12 protein-coding genes are annotated in these 18,427 nt (G+C 41.8%); 3 read left to right on the top strand and 9 right to left on the bottom strand.

Annotated elements, in window-relative coordinates; genetic code table 11:
• Positions 1–95 precede the first annotated feature (95 nt).
• The 4 genes from BLS44_RS05070 to BLS44_RS05060 all read right to left on the bottom strand — a co-directional run bounded on the left by BLS44_RS05070 (position 96) and on the right by BLS44_RS05060 (position 9,190).
• A complete protein-coding gene (locus BLS44_RS05070) occupies positions 96–6,179 on the bottom strand; it encodes a DUF3320 domain-containing protein (protein ID WP_090388948.1) in 6,084 nt (2,027 codons plus the stop codon).
• 13 nt (positions 6,180–6,192) lie between these two features.
• Positions 6,193–7,458 carry a DUF2130 domain-containing protein gene (locus BLS44_RS05065; protein ID WP_090389178.1) on the bottom strand — a complete coding sequence of 422 codons (1,266 nt, stop codon included), beginning with the start codon at positions 7,456–7,458 and terminating at the stop codon, positions 6,193–6,195.
• Positions 7,459–7,764: 306 nt separating this feature from the next.
• Positions 7,765–8,094 carry a hypothetical protein gene (locus BLS44_RS26195; protein WP_143019663.1) on the bottom strand — a complete coding sequence of 110 codons (330 nt, stop codon included), beginning with the start codon at positions 8,092–8,094 and terminating at the stop codon, positions 7,765–7,767.
• Entirely contained in the window at positions 8,087–9,190 is a 1,104-nt protein-coding gene (locus tag BLS44_RS05060; RefSeq protein WP_090388947.1) for a nuclease-related domain-containing protein, read from the bottom strand. The genes BLS44_RS26195 and BLS44_RS05060 overlap by 8 nt, the downstream gene beginning before the upstream one ends.
• Positions 9,191–9,604: 414 nt before the next feature.
• On the opposite strand from BLS44_RS05060, the gene BLS44_RS05055 reads away from it, so the two are divergent.
• Complete coding sequence (locus BLS44_RS05055; protein WP_143019662.1) at positions 9,605–9,919, top strand: hypothetical protein; 315 nt, start codon at positions 9,605–9,607, stop codon at positions 9,917–9,919.
• 55 nt (positions 9,920–9,974) lie between these two features.
• On the opposite strand, the gene BLS44_RS05050 is transcribed toward BLS44_RS05055, so the two are convergent.
• The 4 genes from BLS44_RS05050 to BLS44_RS05035 form a co-directional block, all read right to left on the bottom strand.
• A complete protein-coding gene (locus BLS44_RS05050; protein WP_090388945.1) occupies positions 9,975–10,454 on the bottom strand; it encodes a hypothetical protein in 480 nt (159 codons plus the stop codon).
• A gap of 125 nt (positions 10,455–10,579) precedes the next feature.
• Complete coding sequence (locus BLS44_RS05045; protein WP_143019661.1) at positions 10,580–11,389, bottom strand: hypothetical protein; 810 nt, start codon at positions 11,387–11,389, stop codon at positions 10,580–10,582.
• A gap of 105 nt (positions 11,390–11,494) precedes the next feature.
• The gene (locus BLS44_RS05040) at positions 11,495–12,289 is read right to left on the bottom strand and encodes a DUF7003 family protein (protein ID WP_090388943.1); all 795 of its coding nucleotides are present in this window, start codon (positions 12,287–12,289) and stop codon (positions 11,495–11,497) included.
• Positions 12,290–12,363: 74 nt separating this feature from the next.
• Positions 12,364–12,558 carry a hypothetical protein gene (locus tag BLS44_RS05035; protein ID WP_090388942.1) on the bottom strand — a complete coding sequence of 65 codons (195 nt, stop codon included), beginning with the start codon at positions 12,556–12,558 and terminating at the stop codon, positions 12,364–12,366.
• A gap of 488 nt (positions 12,559–13,046) precedes the next feature.
• Here BLS44_RS05035 and BLS44_RS05030 point away from each other — a divergent pair, with 488 nt between their 5' ends.
• Positions 13,047–13,829 carry an NIPSNAP family protein gene (locus tag BLS44_RS05030; RefSeq protein ID WP_090388941.1) on the top strand — a complete coding sequence of 261 codons (783 nt, stop codon included), beginning with the start codon at positions 13,047–13,049 and terminating at the stop codon, positions 13,827–13,829.
• Between the two features lie 68 nt (positions 13,830–13,897).
• Here the strand turns inward: BLS44_RS05030 and BLS44_RS05025 are convergent, their stop codons facing one another.
• Entirely contained in the window at positions 13,898–15,481 is a 1,584-nt protein-coding gene (locus tag BLS44_RS05025) for a rhomboid family intramembrane serine protease (protein ID WP_090388940.1), read from the bottom strand.
• 493 nt (positions 15,482–15,974) lie between these two features.
• Between BLS44_RS05025 and BLS44_RS05020 the strand changes: the two genes are divergently transcribed.
• On the top strand, positions 15,975–18,374 hold the full coding sequence (locus BLS44_RS05020) for an ABC transporter permease (RefSeq protein WP_090389177.1): 2,400 nt from the start codon (positions 15,975–15,977) through the stop codon (positions 18,372–18,374).
• Positions 18,375–18,427: the final 53 nt, after the last annotated feature.

Raw genomic sequence — 18,427 nt, 5'->3', positions numbered from 1 at the left:
GCCACCGCTGTAATTACAAAACAATTCAACTGCTATGCAGCAACTTTCTCCTTTATAACAATACCCTATTATCGACCTTTTCTTATCTGGTCCTACTAAACAGTCATCCATTTGCTACCCAATTTCACCCGATCATTTTCTCTTCTCAATTTACCTTGTCGTACTGCCCTGTCAATCACATAACGCAATAAGGTGTCAATCTGTCTCCCCACCTTGGAAAAGCCAAAAGTGCGGGCCAGGTAACGAAGCAGCTCATCTTCTTCAATGCTTAAATTGTTTGTTACAACTTCCTGCAAAGCAACTAAGATTTCTTCAGGGGCTATATCCTCCATATTTCGCTTCTCTATGTCATTGCTACGGTAGTGATCTAACGTTGTGTTGTTGTTCCAATAAAACAGCTGATGATGTGTCGTATGCACTAAATTGATCTCTCTTATAATTTCTTCCAAATACCTGTCCAGCCTTGTACCTGCACGACTGATATTCCATGCCTGTAATACTTTCTTATACAATAAATTCTTACTAATCGGGGCTTCTGCATTAACTAAATATTGTATCTGTTGTTTTATGGTATTACGATTTTGAAACTCAAATATTGTTTCACTACTGGCATTAGGAATAGCAGTTAACGTATAATTTACATAAGGCTTCTGCTTGCTTGCAACATTGATGATTGTCGGTTCCGCTGGCAGAGCTTTAACAGGTTCAAATAAACGCGCTGCAGCCGGTCCGGCGTCAGTTACCTCTTTAATTTCGGCCGCTGTTTGCAACTGCTTTACCCGTTCAACTATTGTATCAATAATTTTACCGGCATTTTCATGCCAGTCAATCGTCCAAATACGATGAAGGTTCCAACCCAATGCCTTTAGTACGGAAGGCATTACCATTTCCCTGTCGTTGGCGGTCTGGGCATTGTAATAGTAATACCCGTCGATTACAATCCCCAGGATATATTGCTGCGGCTTATCGGGATGTACAATACCAATATCTACTTTAAATCCCGAAGTGCCAATATTACATCTAACCTCCAATCCTCTTTCCTGCAGCTTTTTGCTAACAGATACAGATAAATGTTGCTTGCTTAAGGCATCCTGAACATCTTCGGGACGAACCCCTAAATGTCCCTTTTCTGCGAATTGCAAAAATGCTTTCAGTCCCGCTACACCTTCGGCAGATGTACGGTTCATATCAATTTTGTCCGCCTGCAATGTTGCGAACATATGCATTTCATAACGGGCCCGGGTTACAGCTACATTTAACCTGCGCCAGCCTCCATCCCGATTCAATGGTCCAAAATTCATACTCATTTTACCTTCTTCATCAGGTGCATAGCAAACGGAAAACAGAATAATGTCCCGTTCATCCCCCTGCACATTTTCCAGGTTTTTAACAAACAAAGTTTCATCCTTTTCATTTGCGTATTCCTCCAGTTCCGGGTCACTCATAAACAGCTTTTGCAGCTTTTCCTCAATCAGATTTTGCTGTACCTGGCTAAACGTAACAACACCCACACTTAACTTACGTTTTTGCGGGTTGCTGTAATGCGACTGGATGTAGTGTATAATTTCATCTGCCTCAAAGGTATTGGTTCGGGTTTTTCCCTTGTCGTAAAATCCTTCCACATGATGATACTTCACTTTACGGTTTAAATCATCTGACGAAGGGAATGTAAGAAGTTTATTTTCATAATAATTCGCGTTACTAAATGCAATTAAACTTTCGTGTTTGCTGCGATAATGCCGCAATAAATATTTTGAAGGAACAGATAGGGATAAGCAATCATCCAAAATACTTTCCAAATCCTCCACATCCATATTTTCTTCATCCAGTTTTATGGTGCTAAAAAAGGAAGTGGGTGGCATTTGTTTTGGGTCACCAACAATCACTGCCTGTTTTGCTCTTGCCAGGGCACTGACTGCTTCACAGGTTGGAAGCTGTGATGCCTCATCAAAAATTAAAAGATCAAAATGTTTTGTGTTTACGTCAAAATACTGTGCCACTGAAATCGGGCTCATTAGCATACAGGGCGCAATTCGGGGAAGTAACGCGGGTATTTGGTCAAACAGCTTTCTTATACTCAATCCCCTGCCCCTGTTTTTAATAGCTCGTTGTAAAATGCCAACTTCCGAACTTTGCATTGCTTCGGCAGTAGTATCCGGCAGCTGTGCGGCCAATTTTGCCCGCAACTCCTGAATGGTCAGGTATTGAAAGTCTTTCACAATTTTCTTGTACTGCTCAATTTTACTTTCAAACAATGCGGCGTTGAACAAACTTAACGCCTCGTGCTGTGAAATAATTTGTCGTGCAACGGAAGCATGAACCGTAAAATGGAAATAATCTGAAATATCTTCAGCATTGCACCATTGATTTTCGTATGCGTTTATAAGCCATTGCAATTGCAAAGCTTCGCCCTGCTTACAAAGCTGCAGATAGTTCATCCAATTTTTTAAATGCGGGAGGTGCGCCTGTATATGCTGCAGCTGTTTAATAACTTCATTATTCCAGTTTTCTTCCTGCCCGAAACGAATACCCGTAAGTATTTTGTAATTTTCCCTTTGCTCGCTGAAGACTGATGTAAGCCTTATAAAGTCATCAATTGCGGTGCGATTCTTTTGTCGCACCTCATCAGAATAGTGTAAGCCTTTATCCTGCCATGTCTGAACCCATTTATCAAGCGCATTCCGTTCCCAATTGTTTGTTATCCTGCTCAAATGCTTAACTGATGCAGCTTTATTTTCGATATCGGATAGATCTGTTCGTTCATCTTTGTATAAGTTTTTTAACGATTGTTGCACCGTTACAAACCGGCTTTGCTGTAAAAATCGTTTTATTTCCTGCCGCTGGCTATTCAAATCCTGAATGAATGCCGCCTTCTTATCAATATCCGAAACATCCGTCTGCTCCCCTTTGAATAAGTTTTTTAATGCCTTTTGCAGTTCCACGAAGCGGTTTTCCTGTAAGGTTCTTTGCACTTCCTGTAACTGATTATGGCTGACAAAAAACTGATCAACTTCGCTTTTATTGCTAAATGGAGTATTTCGAAAAGCAGATAATTGTTTTTTGATTTTCCTTGTTTGCAACCATTTTGGCAAGAACCAACTTCGCTGGGCCTGTTTCCATTGCATTTCTGCAGCTGAAATGTCTGTATTCAAAATACTGCGGTTATAATCTTGCAAAATCCTATTTAATGCAGATAGATATTGAGCGAATGTCTTGCTCCACTCCTCATATACATTGTAATTTTCACTGTCCGAAAGATAGTGACTAAACTCCGACGGTGTGTCAGGTAAATTATGTATTGTAGCAATCACCTGCGTATATTGCCGGAACGTCTTACTCCACTCCTCGTAAACGCTGTAATTTTCTTTGTCAGATAAATAGCGTATCAGTTCTAAAGGAACGTCAGGCAGTTGTTGAAAAGCCTTTATAACCTCAACAAATTGTTCCCACTCTGTTTTAGACTGGATTGAAAAAGGAAAGTATATTGCCTTAGCCAACGCGGATGATTTACCCTGCACCTCCTGTAAAAGGCTTAATAGTTTTTGTGTCTGCTGTAAGATCGCATCATTTACTGAAGGAGCATACTGCGGTAAAGACAAAGCGGTCAGCGGATTTTCAGAAGGATGAACCAGCAGCTTTAGTATCGATTGAAACTGCGGGAGCCAATCCGTCCATTGCTGCCAGCGTGTTGCGTTTAATTGCTGCAGCGCTGTTTCGGGAATAAAATTATCCGGACTTTTTTTATCGCTGTAATTCTCCAACGCAGTAATACTGTCGTATAAACTCCATCCCGTTTGCTGCTTCTGGTGCAGCACATTTACATATTCACTGATAGATCTTTTTGCAGTATCCAGCCGTTGTGCCTCCTGTTGAAAATCAGCTATCCGGGCATTCTTTACCGTTTCAATTGATGTTGCCAACTGCGCTAATACGTCCGATTTTTTAGATTTATTAGAGTGTAGCTCCAGCGTAAACGGAGCAAGCCCGATCTGCTCCAGTCGCCTGTGTACCACGTCTAAAGCTGCCTTTTTTGCAGCTACAAACAATACTCTTTTTCCACGATACAATGCATCCGCTATAATATTGGTAATGGTTTGAGATTTGCCTGTACCGGGGGGACCGTGTAAAACAAAACTGCTCCCTTGTTGTGCAGTAAGCACGGCCTCCATTTGCGAAATATCAGTTGGTATGGGTAATATTACCGACTGCGATTGAATATTGTCGAAATCACCGGCAGAACGTGGTTCGTGATGCTCATTAAGCTGTAATTTACCATCTACCAAACTCCGCACCATGTCGCTTTTAAGCAGTGCTTCCTGGTGCACTACGATATCTTTCCAAAGTATTAGTTTGCTGAATGAGAAATTACCCAAAACCAACTGCTCCTCTACATCCCAACCCTTCAACTGCATAATGGCCCTGCGCAAAATGCCCATCACTTTTGCCACATCAACCCCTTTTTCATCAGCAGGCAGCTGCTCTAATGCTCCCAGATTCAGTTCGTATTCCTGCCGGAGAAATTCCACGAGCGTAATATTTATCATGGTTTCTTCTTCGCGGCTTTTTAATGTAAACCGGCTATTTACTGATCTCCGGCTTATTTCTACCGGCAATAACAGAATGGGTGCGTATCGCGGTTGTTCCGGCGTTTTTCTGTCAAACCATTTAAGTAGTCCAATTGCCAAATACAAAGTACTTGAACCGTTCTCGTCAATTGCCTGCTTTGCATTTTTATGAATATATATGAGAATGTTATCTAAATCCTGCTGATGATAGTGCGTTAATAAACGACTGTGTTTTAGCTCATCATTTGCTAATTGGTATAATGGCGATGAATGATGAATCGGTTGCGAAAACAAATTATATTTTCGCAATACCTCTGCATTTGGATTAGGAAGAATAGCAAAACTTTTCCCATCGGATAACGTATCTTCCAGGTTATTAATATCTATATCTACCAGCTGAAGCATATTACGGGTCATATGCAAATTCAGCAAATTGTTACGGAGCGATAAATCTAACAGCTTTCGTTCCCATATTTTTTGTTTCGTTTTTGGCATCTTACCCTGCAAGAGCTCGTCCTGATAAATGGTACCGATCTCAAAGTGTTTTTCCATTGCAGCCGTTTCCGTTTGCTTTAACGCCTCCTCATCTAACCGCGTTCCTGTTTCATTTGTCAACAGCGGCAACGGACGTATCCGCAGCGTTCTTGCACGTTTTATATCCACCGAAAGCAAAAAATCCTCTTTTTGAACTAACTGCGCTTCGCCTGCATTGAGCGCATCACTAAATTTGATGTTATTCCCTTTGCACACACTTGTTGCTTCAACAGCTGCCATCTCACGAATGCCTTTTGAAAGCCGCTTGGTAATGGCGGTTTTGTCGTCATTAATAACCTCAGAAAATTTATCATCCTGCAACCAACAACCAACAAAAGCATGTTCACGAACTATTATTAGAATTGGATTTAAGCCAACGGCTTCCAAACAAGCGGCAAATAGCAAACTAAGGTCAATACAGTTTCCGAACTTTTCCTGCTGAATCGTATTCAATAACCGCAACCTTTGCCCGGTTTCCTCATAACCCGGGGGCAATGAGCTGTAAACAATGCCCTCGCGTTGTATTGCGGAATATATAGCCGACATCATCTGCAACACCCGTTCCGGATCATTGCTCTGATAGCCTTCAAAGGCCGTTCTTAATCCCTGCTGCGCTAATATCTCAACCGCTTTTCGCTTGATGTGATAGACGTAGGGATGATTTGGGGTAACATAGGTCGCTATCAATTCGGGCAATACCTGCAACCCGCCAAAATATTCCAGCGGGTGAATATTTATTGCAATCGTTTCTTTGAGCAGGACAACTTCTTTTACAAGCACCTCAATGGCAAGGTTTGCCTTTTCAGTTTCTGAAATCTTGTTGAGAAAATCGCGGTTTACTTTCAACTGCTCAACCGGGATTTTTACATGCTTTTTAGCAGGAACAGATGAAACAGTATAGGTGAAGACTTCAATACAGGGAAGGTCGGCAGTTATTCTTACATCCAATTGAGCAGCGTCTTCATCGGAAGTATTTTCAATTGACAACGACAAAACGGGCTTAATATCGTTCAGATATAACGAGATGTTTAAAAAGGGCAGTGTATGCTTATGTATTAAAAGAGCTGATTGTTCCTGCATGTGTTCTGGCAATTTATTTAAGTTCGTCAAATTTAGATTTCATTGTGGCGTTTCCGTGCGTTAATTTTTTGATGGTCAGATCCTCCGCTTTTTGATTCGCAAGGCGAAGATTGTTATCGGATGAAAGCAAGGCTTCTTTAGTCTTTTCCAAATGCGTAATCGTTTTGTCAATTTCTTCAATAGCTGTTTTGAATTTACGGCTTGCCAGCTCGTAATTTCTTGCAAACCCTTCTTTAAACGTATTTATTTTTTCTTCAAAATTTGCGATATCTATATTTTGATTTCTTATAATTGCAAGTTCCGCTTTGTATTGCAATGAGTTCATGGCGGCATTACGGAGTAATGTAATGATGGGTATGAAAAACTGCGGACGGACAACATACATCTTTTTATATTTATGAGAAACGTCTACAATCCCCGAATTATAATATTCACTCTCTGCCTCTAAAAGCGAAACGAGGATAGCGTATTCGCATTTCTTTTCGCAGCGGTCTTTGTCCAGTTCTTTTAAAAAATCCTCGTTTCTTTTTTTTGTTGCTGTTTCGTCGCCTTCGTTTTTCATTTCAAACATTATTGAAATGATTTCATTGCCTGCTTCATCAGTTTCCCTGTAAATAAAATCACCTTTGCTGCCAGACTTTGAGTCGTTGTCTTTTTCAAAATAAGCGCTTTGAAAAGCTGTTGCACGAAGTTTATTAAATTCGGTCTCACAATGCTGTTCCAGTGTTTCACCTATCATTTTTGTAGATAGCCTTAGCTTCATGTCTTTGACCCGGGCAATCTCATCATCTTTGTATTTGATTATTGCATCCTTATTTTGCAATTCAGTAAAATATTGTTGCTTTAAAGAACTTTCAAGATTTTGTTTTTCCAATTCTTTTGTCTTTAAATCGCTTTTCAAATCATCTCGCTCTTTCTCAACCTTTTGAACAGCTTCGTTCACCGCAAGCTTTTTCTCAACTTCAACATTTTCAATTTTTGATTTTAACTGGGTAATTTCCGCATCTTTCCTGCCTATCTGTTCTGACAACGCCAACTGATTTCTTGCGTTTAATTCAGTGAGCTCTTTGTCTTTCTTTGCAAGTTGTTCCTGTAAAGCATTTCTAACATTGGCTTCGGCTAATTTTACGGCACCTTCTTTTTCCTTTTCAGCAAGCGAAAGCCGGGCTTGTAATTCTTCTTCAAATTGGTGGTTACGGACTTGCTTAATGATATCCGCATATCCTGCTTCATCAACTTTAAAAGCCTTGTTGCAATTCGGGCAAATGATTTCGTTCATGGCGTTAAAAGATTTATTGTTGTTTTGTCCAGACAGCTTAGATACACAGCCATCCATTAAATAAACTGACAACTCGCCGATCGATACAATTATCAAACGCTTATAATCGTTCGTAACTGCTTAAATACAGGTATGCAACAGCTTGTATTAATTAAGAATTTATTCGTTCCGCAACCGTTCTGGTATTTGTTCTTCAGCAGTTACAATTTTCCAAATGGTTACTTTGCTAATATACATACTTTTTTACCTACAAAAAGCCCCTCTCCGGCGGTTTGTACAAATATATTCCTCAGCAGCAGTGCATTTTTACGGAAAACCGTAAGGGAGGTATTGCTTTGCAAATGCAGCGGGTGGTGGTGTATATGCATGCATTGTTGGGACCGGGAGACCAGGGAGACATGCGGGCGCTGCTATGGGCCGCGCCGATGGCACTCCCGCTCCAGAGTATTTTTTGGCTTCCGGAATAAATTTCGGCATGGTAATGATCTGCCGGCCGATGGACCCGGGACGGGTCGTGTGGGTATAGCATTGGTAGAACAGGGAGGTTTGGGGGCGGGCGTTTAAGGAATAGAGTAAAAAGCAGGCACTGATCTGTGATTTGCTTGAATAGAGTTTCCAGATCAGCACTTCAGACATGCCCTATGTTGATTATTCTCTGCCGGATAAGATTTAGTAAATAACCTGCTATATCCTCCGTTTCTTTGTTTGAAAAGACGGGTTTGAAATATTTAATAAACCCAAGCAGTTCATTAAGTTGTAGAATCTTCGCATATTGAAACTCTTCGCTCGGCTTTGAGTTTATCAATACAATAAGATTCCTTAGAGGAATTTTTCTATCACCCCAATGATGCTGATTAACAGGAAAATTATAACTTTCTATGCTCTTGGTAAGTATTTTAAATAGCGCAAAATTTGCTCTTTTTATTTGCTGAACAGGAGAATATAAATTCAAATTATTCAACGATTTTTTACTCCAATTTTTTGTTTCGATGAGAAAAATGCCTGCCGGGGAAACAAGAATATGGTCTATTTGAACTGTATTTATATATTCATTCGTCTGCCGATTATAAATAGGAGCTGAGAATGAAAGAAAACAGTCATTTATCAAAACATACTCGTCTGACAAGCGCTCTAACTCCTTTACGACCTTCTGTTCTCCCATTGCCCCGTAAATAGAAGTATTTATTTCGTCAATGATTCTTTTCTTTCTTTCAAGCTCTTTTAGCGGAATTAAACAGCTTTCATTTACGGCATCCACAAAGCGCGAAAGAATAAATTGATACCTAGCATTTTTTTGCGCATGTACCGAAACTAATTGTCTCATTGAATACGCTATTTTTGAATCAAAGTTGAACTTATTATGATGGATCTTCTTTTTATAATATCGTACTTTTAAGAAATTACGAATCTTTTGAATAAAATTGCTTGGAGTTGAGTTTAATAAATTGTTTACCTTTTGCTCTAACCTCCCAATTTCATTACGCAGCTTATATTCTAATTCATTTTTTTTAGCCTTGATAGACTCATTTAATTGTAAAATGTCCGCGTTGAGAGTGTGTTTTTCCTGCTCTACTAAATATTCGTGATCGGAAATAATCTGTTGTTGGTAAGCAGCATAATTTTTTTGAAAGGTGATTACCTCATTCAAAGAATTAAATTCATTGATATTATTTTGATACAAATGATCTTTGATTGTTGTTAAAGAACCGACTGTATTATAGACCTGACACATTGGGGTTCATCGAGTTTTTATTTACACATGCATTCCCACCTACTTACTCTCAATCGTTTTTAAACATTGAGTTTGAGATAAAATTGCTGCTTGTCCATTGTTTTTTGTTGAAAATGATTTTTTATCCGTAACCGCTCCGGCATCCGTGTGTTGGCTGTTGCTGCTTTCGCTAAATAATTGTTTAGCTAATATAGCTATTTTTCAGAATTATAGCCGGTAGCCGGATGACCGCATTTGCCGCTATTTAGGTTTAGCTTTAGCGCCATGTTCTACCAGTCGCCCGGGTGGCCACAAACAACACTGATGCCGCCTGCACTGCAACATCAATGAGTGTTCCTGTCTACCGGAAGGGTAGGTATGAATAAGGCCGGTCCACACAACACCGGACAGCCGGTTTTGTTGCAATTATTTTCGTTGCAAAAAAATATTGCAACACACAATAGTGCAACAAATAAAATGCAGCAGCGCTACAAACAGCTGTATCAAAAAATGTTGCTGATTCAAGCCATGCTTCCCACCGCGCCGCCAGACTCATTGCAAAAAGCGGCCCTGTTGCATATGGAATTAACCGTAATTGATGCCATGAAACGCTGCTCCCTCACCCAACAGGCATTGACAGCGTACAAACTGGCGGCCTGTGCGGTGCTGGAACAAGCTGCGTTGAGGGCCGGCAAGCTTGTAAAGGGGCTTAATCTGGGAACCTTTTCCCAGACCGGGGCCAATTGGTGAAGCAGATATACTATTTCCCGGTTCCTTCTAAAAGATGGTACGGAAGCACTACCGGCTATTCGCCTATTTTGAATATCCTTGAATAATCGGCAAATTCAGTATTCTTCAAATCGTTTTCGATTACGGCCTTTGCAATATCAAAATCTACAACGCAACAGCCAGCTTCCATTGTTCCGCTACCAATACTGCCGCCATTCACATGCCCGAGTCCGGTCCAACCCAATAACTCATCCAACCGGTTTTCCAACTGGTGTCGCTTATCAAGCTCGGCGTCGGTTCCAAAACCATTAACCCGATACTCAACCTCCAAAGAAATCATTTTGTCATCAGCAAACGCGGCATAGCCTGCTGCTGTTTTTTTATTGATTTCCTTCTGAATTTTCTCCCTGACACCGGAAAAGATTCCCTTTTTAATCAACTTCGTTTGTCCCCGTTGTCCAACTATACCCCAATGAATAATTGCAGCACGCTTACTTTGTTCCCAGGTCTCCCAATAATAAAGCTGATGATCTATAAGTTTATACAGTTTAAGCATATAGTATAAATAGCAGACTTTTATTTCTGAAATTATCTTTCTCTTTGTTTTTTTAAATGGCTTCCATTCGATACAGCCGGCACCAGGCTAATACAATAAATTATCACAAGATAGAAACAAAGAATTTATTTCACCGGATACTTACCAACCGATTCAACACCCTTATCAGTGAATTTTAAAATCTCCGTTGTAATGGGGTACGCGGATTGCCTATATTCTTCTACAACCGTAGGCCCCATCTTCTTTGAAAAAAAGTCAAGATCTTTTTCCGAAAACAGATAGCAAAAATCCCTTACGGGAATCACCGCATAAAAAGGAACTCCAAAATCAGCCCTCAGCTTCTTCTTCATCCCCGAAGCAAAAAGCAAGGCGCCCTTTAAAGTAGTTTGCTCCACATCAATAAAACCCAACTTATGACCTTCCACCATATCTATTTTTATGGATACCCGTTCCAGCAATTTGTTTGCATTTTCATCAGCCTGGGCTGCCAGTAACTCCGATGTTATATTCCATTTATTAAGATCCTCGCCCGACACCCATGTCAGCTCACCAGATTTTCTATGAACATATACTTTGCTAACATTTTCAGTTACCGTTTCATTTAAAAAGTCCTCAAACGCGTAATCGCCGGGGAATAACGAAATATAAATATCATCCTTTACTTCCTCCCAGGAAGCGGGAAGATCCAACGTATACGAGGCCATTGTTTTCACAAAATCTGTTATAACAGCAGTGTCTTTATCCCTGGCGTAGTCCTTCCTCAAATTATCGAGACTGATTTTCAATGTAAGATCATCTTTAGTCACATATACAAGCCCTTCTTCATCAACCGAATCAATTTTCATACCCTGTTTCTCCATTTGTGATTTGAATACTTCAAATACGTCGTCTTTTTTCCTGTTGTGTTTACAGCTAAATAATCCGAATAACATCATTAATAGTATTGTTTTGAAATAGATCATCATAACCAACTCACCTTAGCTTACTGTTAAAAAACATCAACAAAAGGTTATTCATAAGCGGCTGTGTCATTTTTGTTATTATAAATTCCCCGATTCCCAATTCCTCCAACTATTATTCGGAGCCAATACCGGTTCCCAGTAAGAAATATCCTGGTTAGTTAGAACCTTTGCAATCAACTGATAGGTTTCAACGCTACTTGGCGGATTTTCTTTATTATAGGCACTGGAAAAATAGAACTCGTTAATCGTCATCAATTTTGGAATATCGCGCGGAATGTGCCTTCGGATTTCATCATCCGTTACCGCAATGATTGCCGGATCCGTTTCATTAAAATACCGGATAAGATCTCCGAACCCGATCAGTTTTTTGGGATTGTCATAATCTCTTATTTCGATTCCAAATTTTTTATAGTTCCTGTAATCATTATCAAATGGAATGTATCGATCGCGTACTTTTATTTCTCTGGTATTGGGATCAATGAGTTCGAACGTTTCCAAACCATCTCCTTCTTTATTTTGTATTCGCTCATATTCTTCTCCATCTATTAAAACAATTTCGGAAACATTCGATATATAATTCCGCTCGGGATAACGATTAACAGGGTAATCAACACAATTGCCAATATAAGTAAGCTCTGCTCCAGCTACTCCTCCGCGGTTCTGGTAACCATTTTTTTCGAAGACAGCCACCCATCTTGCAGTATCTGCAAACAGATGAATTTTGCTTCCTGCCGTTTCACAATATCCATGTTCAAGGTCGAGAAAGAAGTTGTATTTAATATCCTGCGGGCCGCCTTCCGGAAACCTGCTACTTGGCGTTCCTTCAAAAGCCAGGTCAAATTCTGATAAAATTTCCTCTTCGTTGTATGCCATTAGCGCAGGTTATTTGCTGGTATGCGTAAGCGTTAAGATATGATGCTGAACAGGCTAAAAATCTGAAGGGTGTTTCATGATCGTTCCCACTCAATATGAACTTCGTCTCTACAAAAATAGGCGCTATCATTAAACATATCAGCAAAGTCTTTTTGAACTGCGCTGGAAACAACTGATGGCTGTTGTCCCCGATTGTACAAATCAAAAAAATTTTGATACACATCCTGAAAAGTGTCGTTAGCATCAATCTTGGCGCTCCAGTTTCCCATTAGTTACCAGGTTAAAATTTATTCTATTTTGCTAATATACTGTTTTTATGATTACACATAACTTATTGATTAAATGGTGCTTTGAGTGTATGCTGCAATACCGGAAGGCACCGCCTTTATGAGCAGCCTGCGGCACTCCCTCGCCCGGGAGCCACTTTTGTTCCCGGAATTAATACCGGAGTTGCAATGATCCGCCGGGCCAATGGCACTTTATAAACGGTGATAAGGATACTTACCGGGCGCTCAATGGCCACCAGCCGCCCATATCGTACCAATAAACAGTCGCTCTATGCACCGCAGCACAAGAGTGCGACGCAAGACCGCTGCCATCGGCACTGCAGCAGGGACCATAAAAACAATCCCTCACCCCCGCTAAAAACCGCGTGCGGGTGCTATTTTATTTAATGATACCAAAAAGATGACTTATTTTTAAATACCTGTACAGAACAAGATTGTACCAATAAATCAACACACTAAAATCATTCATAATGAAACGCAGGAAATTCCTTCACTCTTCATTGGCAGCTACTGCCGGTATTGCCACAATGAGCACCACCGCATCAGCCGGTGAGCGACCGGCGGCGCAAAAAGAAATATATGAATGGCGCGAATATGAAATGCGCTTTGGGGTGGACAAGGGCCAGCTGGAGCAATATTTTAAAACGGCGCTGATACCGGCGCTGAACAAATATGGGGTAAAAACAGTGGGCGTTTTTAAGGAATGGAAAGAGACGGAACCGGCGAAATTATATTTGCTGGTTCCCTATGCGTCTATTGACAGCTATTTATTAGTAAACACTAAGCTAAAAGCGGATGCTGATTATATGAAGAACAGTGCAGCGTATAACAGCATACCGGCTGACAAACCGGTATACAGTCGTTTTACCGCTTCCCTGATGACGGCCTTTGATGGCTGGCCTGTGATAGCGGTGCCGCCGGGCGCACCCCGCATATTTGAATTGCGGACCTATGAGGGCTATAGTGAAGACGCGGTAAAAAGAAAAGTGAAGATGTTCCACGACGGAGAGTTCGATATTTTTATGCGGGCAAAACTAAACCCGGTGTTTTTTGGTGAAGTGATTGCTGGCGATAAGCTGCCGCGCATTACTTATATGCTTACCTGCAATAATATGGAGGAACGGGATAAAGGCTGGGGCACCTTTGTGGCGGACCAGGAGTGGAAACGGCTAATCGGAGATGCCCAGTATGCCAATACGATTTCTAAGATCAGCAATGCTTTTTTGGTGCCGACGGCTTACTCGCAGGTGTAGTGGCCTATGCAGGGCAAGGGGCAGGTATAGATCTCTGACTTGTGCCAGGTGGAAACAGGCACCTCCCTTTAAGCAGTATTACTTTTACGCTCTTGAGGCTCGTTCGCAACCAGGCCCACTGCTTTATGCTTAACAGGTCCTGCCAGTACGCATCCCAACAAAAACCCACTCAGAAGACCGCCAATATGTGCAGCATTGTCAATGCCGCCGGTAATACCCATCAATAAATTAAATCCTACAAACACCAGCGTGCTTGTTAAAAATGCTTTCCCAAAATCAGGCGGAAATACTTTTAAAAGCAACAACGCAAGGAAACAGCCATAAAGTCCAAAAATGGCACCTGACGCACCAACGCTAACAGTAGCATCATACCACCAGATACTGGCCATACTACCTATAATGCCTGTTATAAGGTAAACCAACAAAAACTTCGACCGGCCTAAAAGCGGCTCCAAAAAAATGCCGACAAACAATAATCCGTACATATTAGCCAGGATATGCAACAGTCCGCCATGCAAAAAGGTACTGGTAAGTAACCGCCACCACTGCCCATCTGTTGTCAGCGGTCCAAGGTTTGCGCCCCAATGGATCAGGTCCTCAGCTTTGAAAGAAATAAGCCCAAGCCCGGAAAAAACCATAACCAGATAAATCAGAACATTCAGATCAATAATGAGGGGCGTTATAAAAAAACCTTGCCTGGGAATCATTAACTCAAATATATCTCTCAGATCGCTGTCTTTACCTGAGCCGCCGCTTTTAAATTGTTTTAACCGCCGAACGTTGAGCTTGGGAAATAACAGCAATAGCAACCAGACGATTGCTCCTATAGCAAAAGAGCCAAAAACCCAGGGAAGCTTTTTACCGTTCCTGGATGCAAAGGATCCGGTCTTTGCCTCAAAAAAAATATTGTTTCCGGAAGTATTGGAATTTAACTTCTTTAAAGCGTTATTATATTCGTTATGATCATCTGTATTCCCAATCACCTCCAAATAACTAAACTTACTAAAGTCCGTCTGTTCAAAATCGGTTTGCGCCTTTTCCGCAAAAGCCTTGTATTTATCATCCTTCTCCTGCGCACTCAGCCGGTTACTAATGCGCTCGGAATACCTTTTTCCAAGCCAGTATGCATTACCTGGCTTTACAGTATCCGAACCATTTATTAATACCGGCATTGCAACATAGATCAGCATATTAAAATTTTCATTATGTTTCCCCGTTACTGTAGCCGTATTTTGAATGGCGATATGCTCTTTGTCGATATAATAATTCTTAAGCGCATAGTATTTGGTCTTTTCCGATTTTTCGATCTGGCTGATGTTGTCCAGCCGCGTCAGTTTACCGGTTGCTGTAACCAGGTATTGCTGTGCAATAATCGTTGGAAGCGCAATTGCCAATGAAGCCAGGAACTGATAACCAAAGGCAGCGTTATCATTTTTAAAGCTCAAAAGCTTAATCCTCGGTCTTAACCAAATTAAAATGGGTATCCAGGGAAGACCAAAGGGCAGCCAGAATTCGATGATGTCTTCTTTTAACGGTATAGCAGCTTTTATAAATAACAGCCAGTTTAAAAGCGTATATAATAAAATAAACCCGATGCCGATAAATAAAAATGGTTTATAGATGATTCGCAGTTTGTCTGAAAGTCCTTTCATTGATCGTTATAGTTTAATTTTGGGAGTGCGGCTTGACGGCAGAATATGCCAATTCAGTTACAATCACTTATAATCTTCGATAAAATCGTATTTGTTACTGCTGTTATTTGCCGTCACGCTTCTATATTTCAATTGTGCTTCATTCCGTTAAGGTTGATTGCCTTGCTAAAATAGGAATTTTTATGAGACAATAATGAACGACACATCTCTTAATTTTTAAACCTTAGGCACTGCCGATATTTTAAAAGTGATATTTGCTTGGAGCAGCTTCCAGAACAATGATTGCGTGGTTCCGCCCAGTCCCTTCAGTCGCCGGCTCTTCAAAGTAATCAGCAGAACCATCCTATAAATGAACAGCCACTGTATCAAAAACGTACATGTTGTCTTTGCTGTAATTTTGCATTGTTTTGCTTTTCAAACCAATAGATAAATGGCATTTTTGTTGGTACGTTGGTTTGTTGCGCTTACGCTACATATAATATATATATTTACGATGCTGAAAAACTATTTAAAAACCGCCTGGCAAAATTTACGCAATCATAAAGCCTATGTAACCATTAATGCCATCGGGCTGGCAGTGGGCATTGCCGCCTGCCTGCTTGTGTTCTTATTGATCCAATATGAAACCGGCTTTGATAATTTTCATCAAAACAAGGAGCGCATTTACAGGATCGTGTCCGCCATAAAAACCCCGGAGGGGATGAATTATTCACAGGGCAGCGCCTACCCGGTGGCGGGTGCATTACAGCTGGACTTTCCGCAGCTGGAACAGCTGGCCCGGATCTATGCCCGGCGGGATAAGCAGATCACCGTGCTGAACGATGCGGGCAATGCGGCGCAAAAAAAATTTAAGGAACAGGTCTTTTATGCCGACCACGCGTTCTTCAACATGTTCAACTTTCCCTTACTGGCCGGCGATCCCAAAACGGCTTTGTCCGGAACCCATACCGTGGTGCTTTCACAGGCAACGGCAGAAAAATATTTTGGCGACTGGCATACCGCCATCGGCAAATTGATCAAATATGACAACAGTCCCGTTTTTAAAGTAACCGGCATCCTGCAAAATCCACCGGCGAATACTGATTTTCCGCTGCAGGTGGTTTTTTCGTTTAAGTCCGTTTTGCAGGAAGATATTGCTACCGACTGGGCGGCACTGGACGGATCACTGAACACTTTTGTGCTGCTTCCCAAAAGCATGTCGGCCCCGCAGTTTGCTGCCGACCTGAATGCTTTTGTAAAAAGGCATACGCCTGCCGAATATGCCAACCAGGGATATCAGTTACAGCCGCTGGGCAACATCCATTTTGAGCGGGCGTTTGGCACTTTCAGCGGCAAAACCTTTAGCAAAGAACTGATCACGGCTTTAAGTTTGATCGGATTCTTTCTGCTGATCATTGCCTGCATCAATTTTATCAACCTGGCCACAGCACAGGCCGCAAACCGCTCAAAAGAAGTAGGCATCCGCAAGGTGTTGGGCAGCAGTAAAAAGCAACTGATCCTCCAGTTTTTGAGCGAAACCTTCCTGATCACACTGGCTTCGGTGGTCATCGCCATAGGCATTGCGTGGCTGGCATTGCCCTTGCTGAACCAGTTGCTTCAGGTATCTGTAAAGCTCCGGCCGGACCTCTCGTTGATGGCCTTCTTAGGCATTTTGATGGTGAGTGTCACCTTTTTATCGGGCCTCTACCCCGCTATTGTTTTATCAGGGTTTAACCCCATTGCGGTGCTTAAAAATAAAATGACCAGCAAAACGGTGGGCGGTTTTTCCATGCGCCGGGTGCTGGTGGTGTTCCAGTTTGCGATTGCCCAGATCTTAATCATCGGCACACTGATCATCGTAAAGCAGATGGACTTTTTTCAAAACGCCGCTGTGGGTTTTGATAAGGAGGCCATCATTACCGTACCGATGGCCTACGATACCGCAGGCCGCGCCAAAGCGGATGCATTAAAAATACAACTGCAGCAACAGGCCGGTATCAAAAACGTAAGCCAGAGTGCCTTTAGTCCGATGGACCAGGCGGGTTGGGATGATGATTTCATCTTTGACAATGCCACAAAAAAAGCAGGTTTTAAAACCGATTTTAAATGGGCCGATGCGGATTATTTCAACACCTACAACATCCGGTTTATTGCAGGAGCCCCTTACCGCCCGGCCGACTCTATAAACGGGTTTGTGGTCAATGAAATGATGACCAAAAAATTGGGGTTCAAAAATCCGGAAGGCATTATCGGGAAAAAGATCAGTTTCTGGGACGGGGAGATCGCGGCGCCGGTTGTGGGAGTGGTGAAAGACTTTAACGGCTACTCGCTAAAGGAAGCGATGAAACCAATGGTACTGAGCTCCAACAAAATGTTCTACCGGATCTTTAATATAAAAATACAGCCGCAGAACGCCCGGCAAACCCTGGCCACCATCGAGCAGCTCTGGAACCGCACCTACCCGGATTTTATGTATGAATACCAGTTCCTCGATGAAAAGATCGCCGGCTTTTACAAACAGGAACGCCAGATATCCCAGCTGTACCAGTTATTTGCGGGCATTGCCATCTTTATATCCTGCCTGGGTTTGTATGGCTTTGTATCCTTTATGGCGGTGCAGCGCACCAAAGAAGTGGGCGTTCGCAAGGTATTAGGTGCCTCCACGGGCAGCATCATTTACCTCTTCTCAAAAGAATTCACATTGCTGATCGGGATCGCCTTTTTAATAGCGATGCCGGTGGCCTATTACATAATGTACCGTTGGCTGCAAAATTTTGCCTACCGGGTCGATATCGGCGTTGGTATATTTTTATTAACGATCCTGATTGCGGAAATCATTGCCTGGCTTACGGTGGGCTACCGCGCTGTAAAAGCGGCCGTGGTGAATCCCGTGAAGAGTTTGAGAACGGAGTAGGTGATTTTCCGCAGACCGATGCTGCGCTTTTATTCCTGCAGATGGTACAGATG

It is taken from the genome of Niabella drilacis, from assembly GCF_900101395.1.
Lineage (GTDB): Bacteria > Bacteroidota > Bacteroidia > Chitinophagales > Chitinophagaceae > Niabella > Niabella drilacis.
Note: the sequence above shows the minus strand (reverse complement) of the source record. Positions and strands in the feature narration are given on the sequence as shown.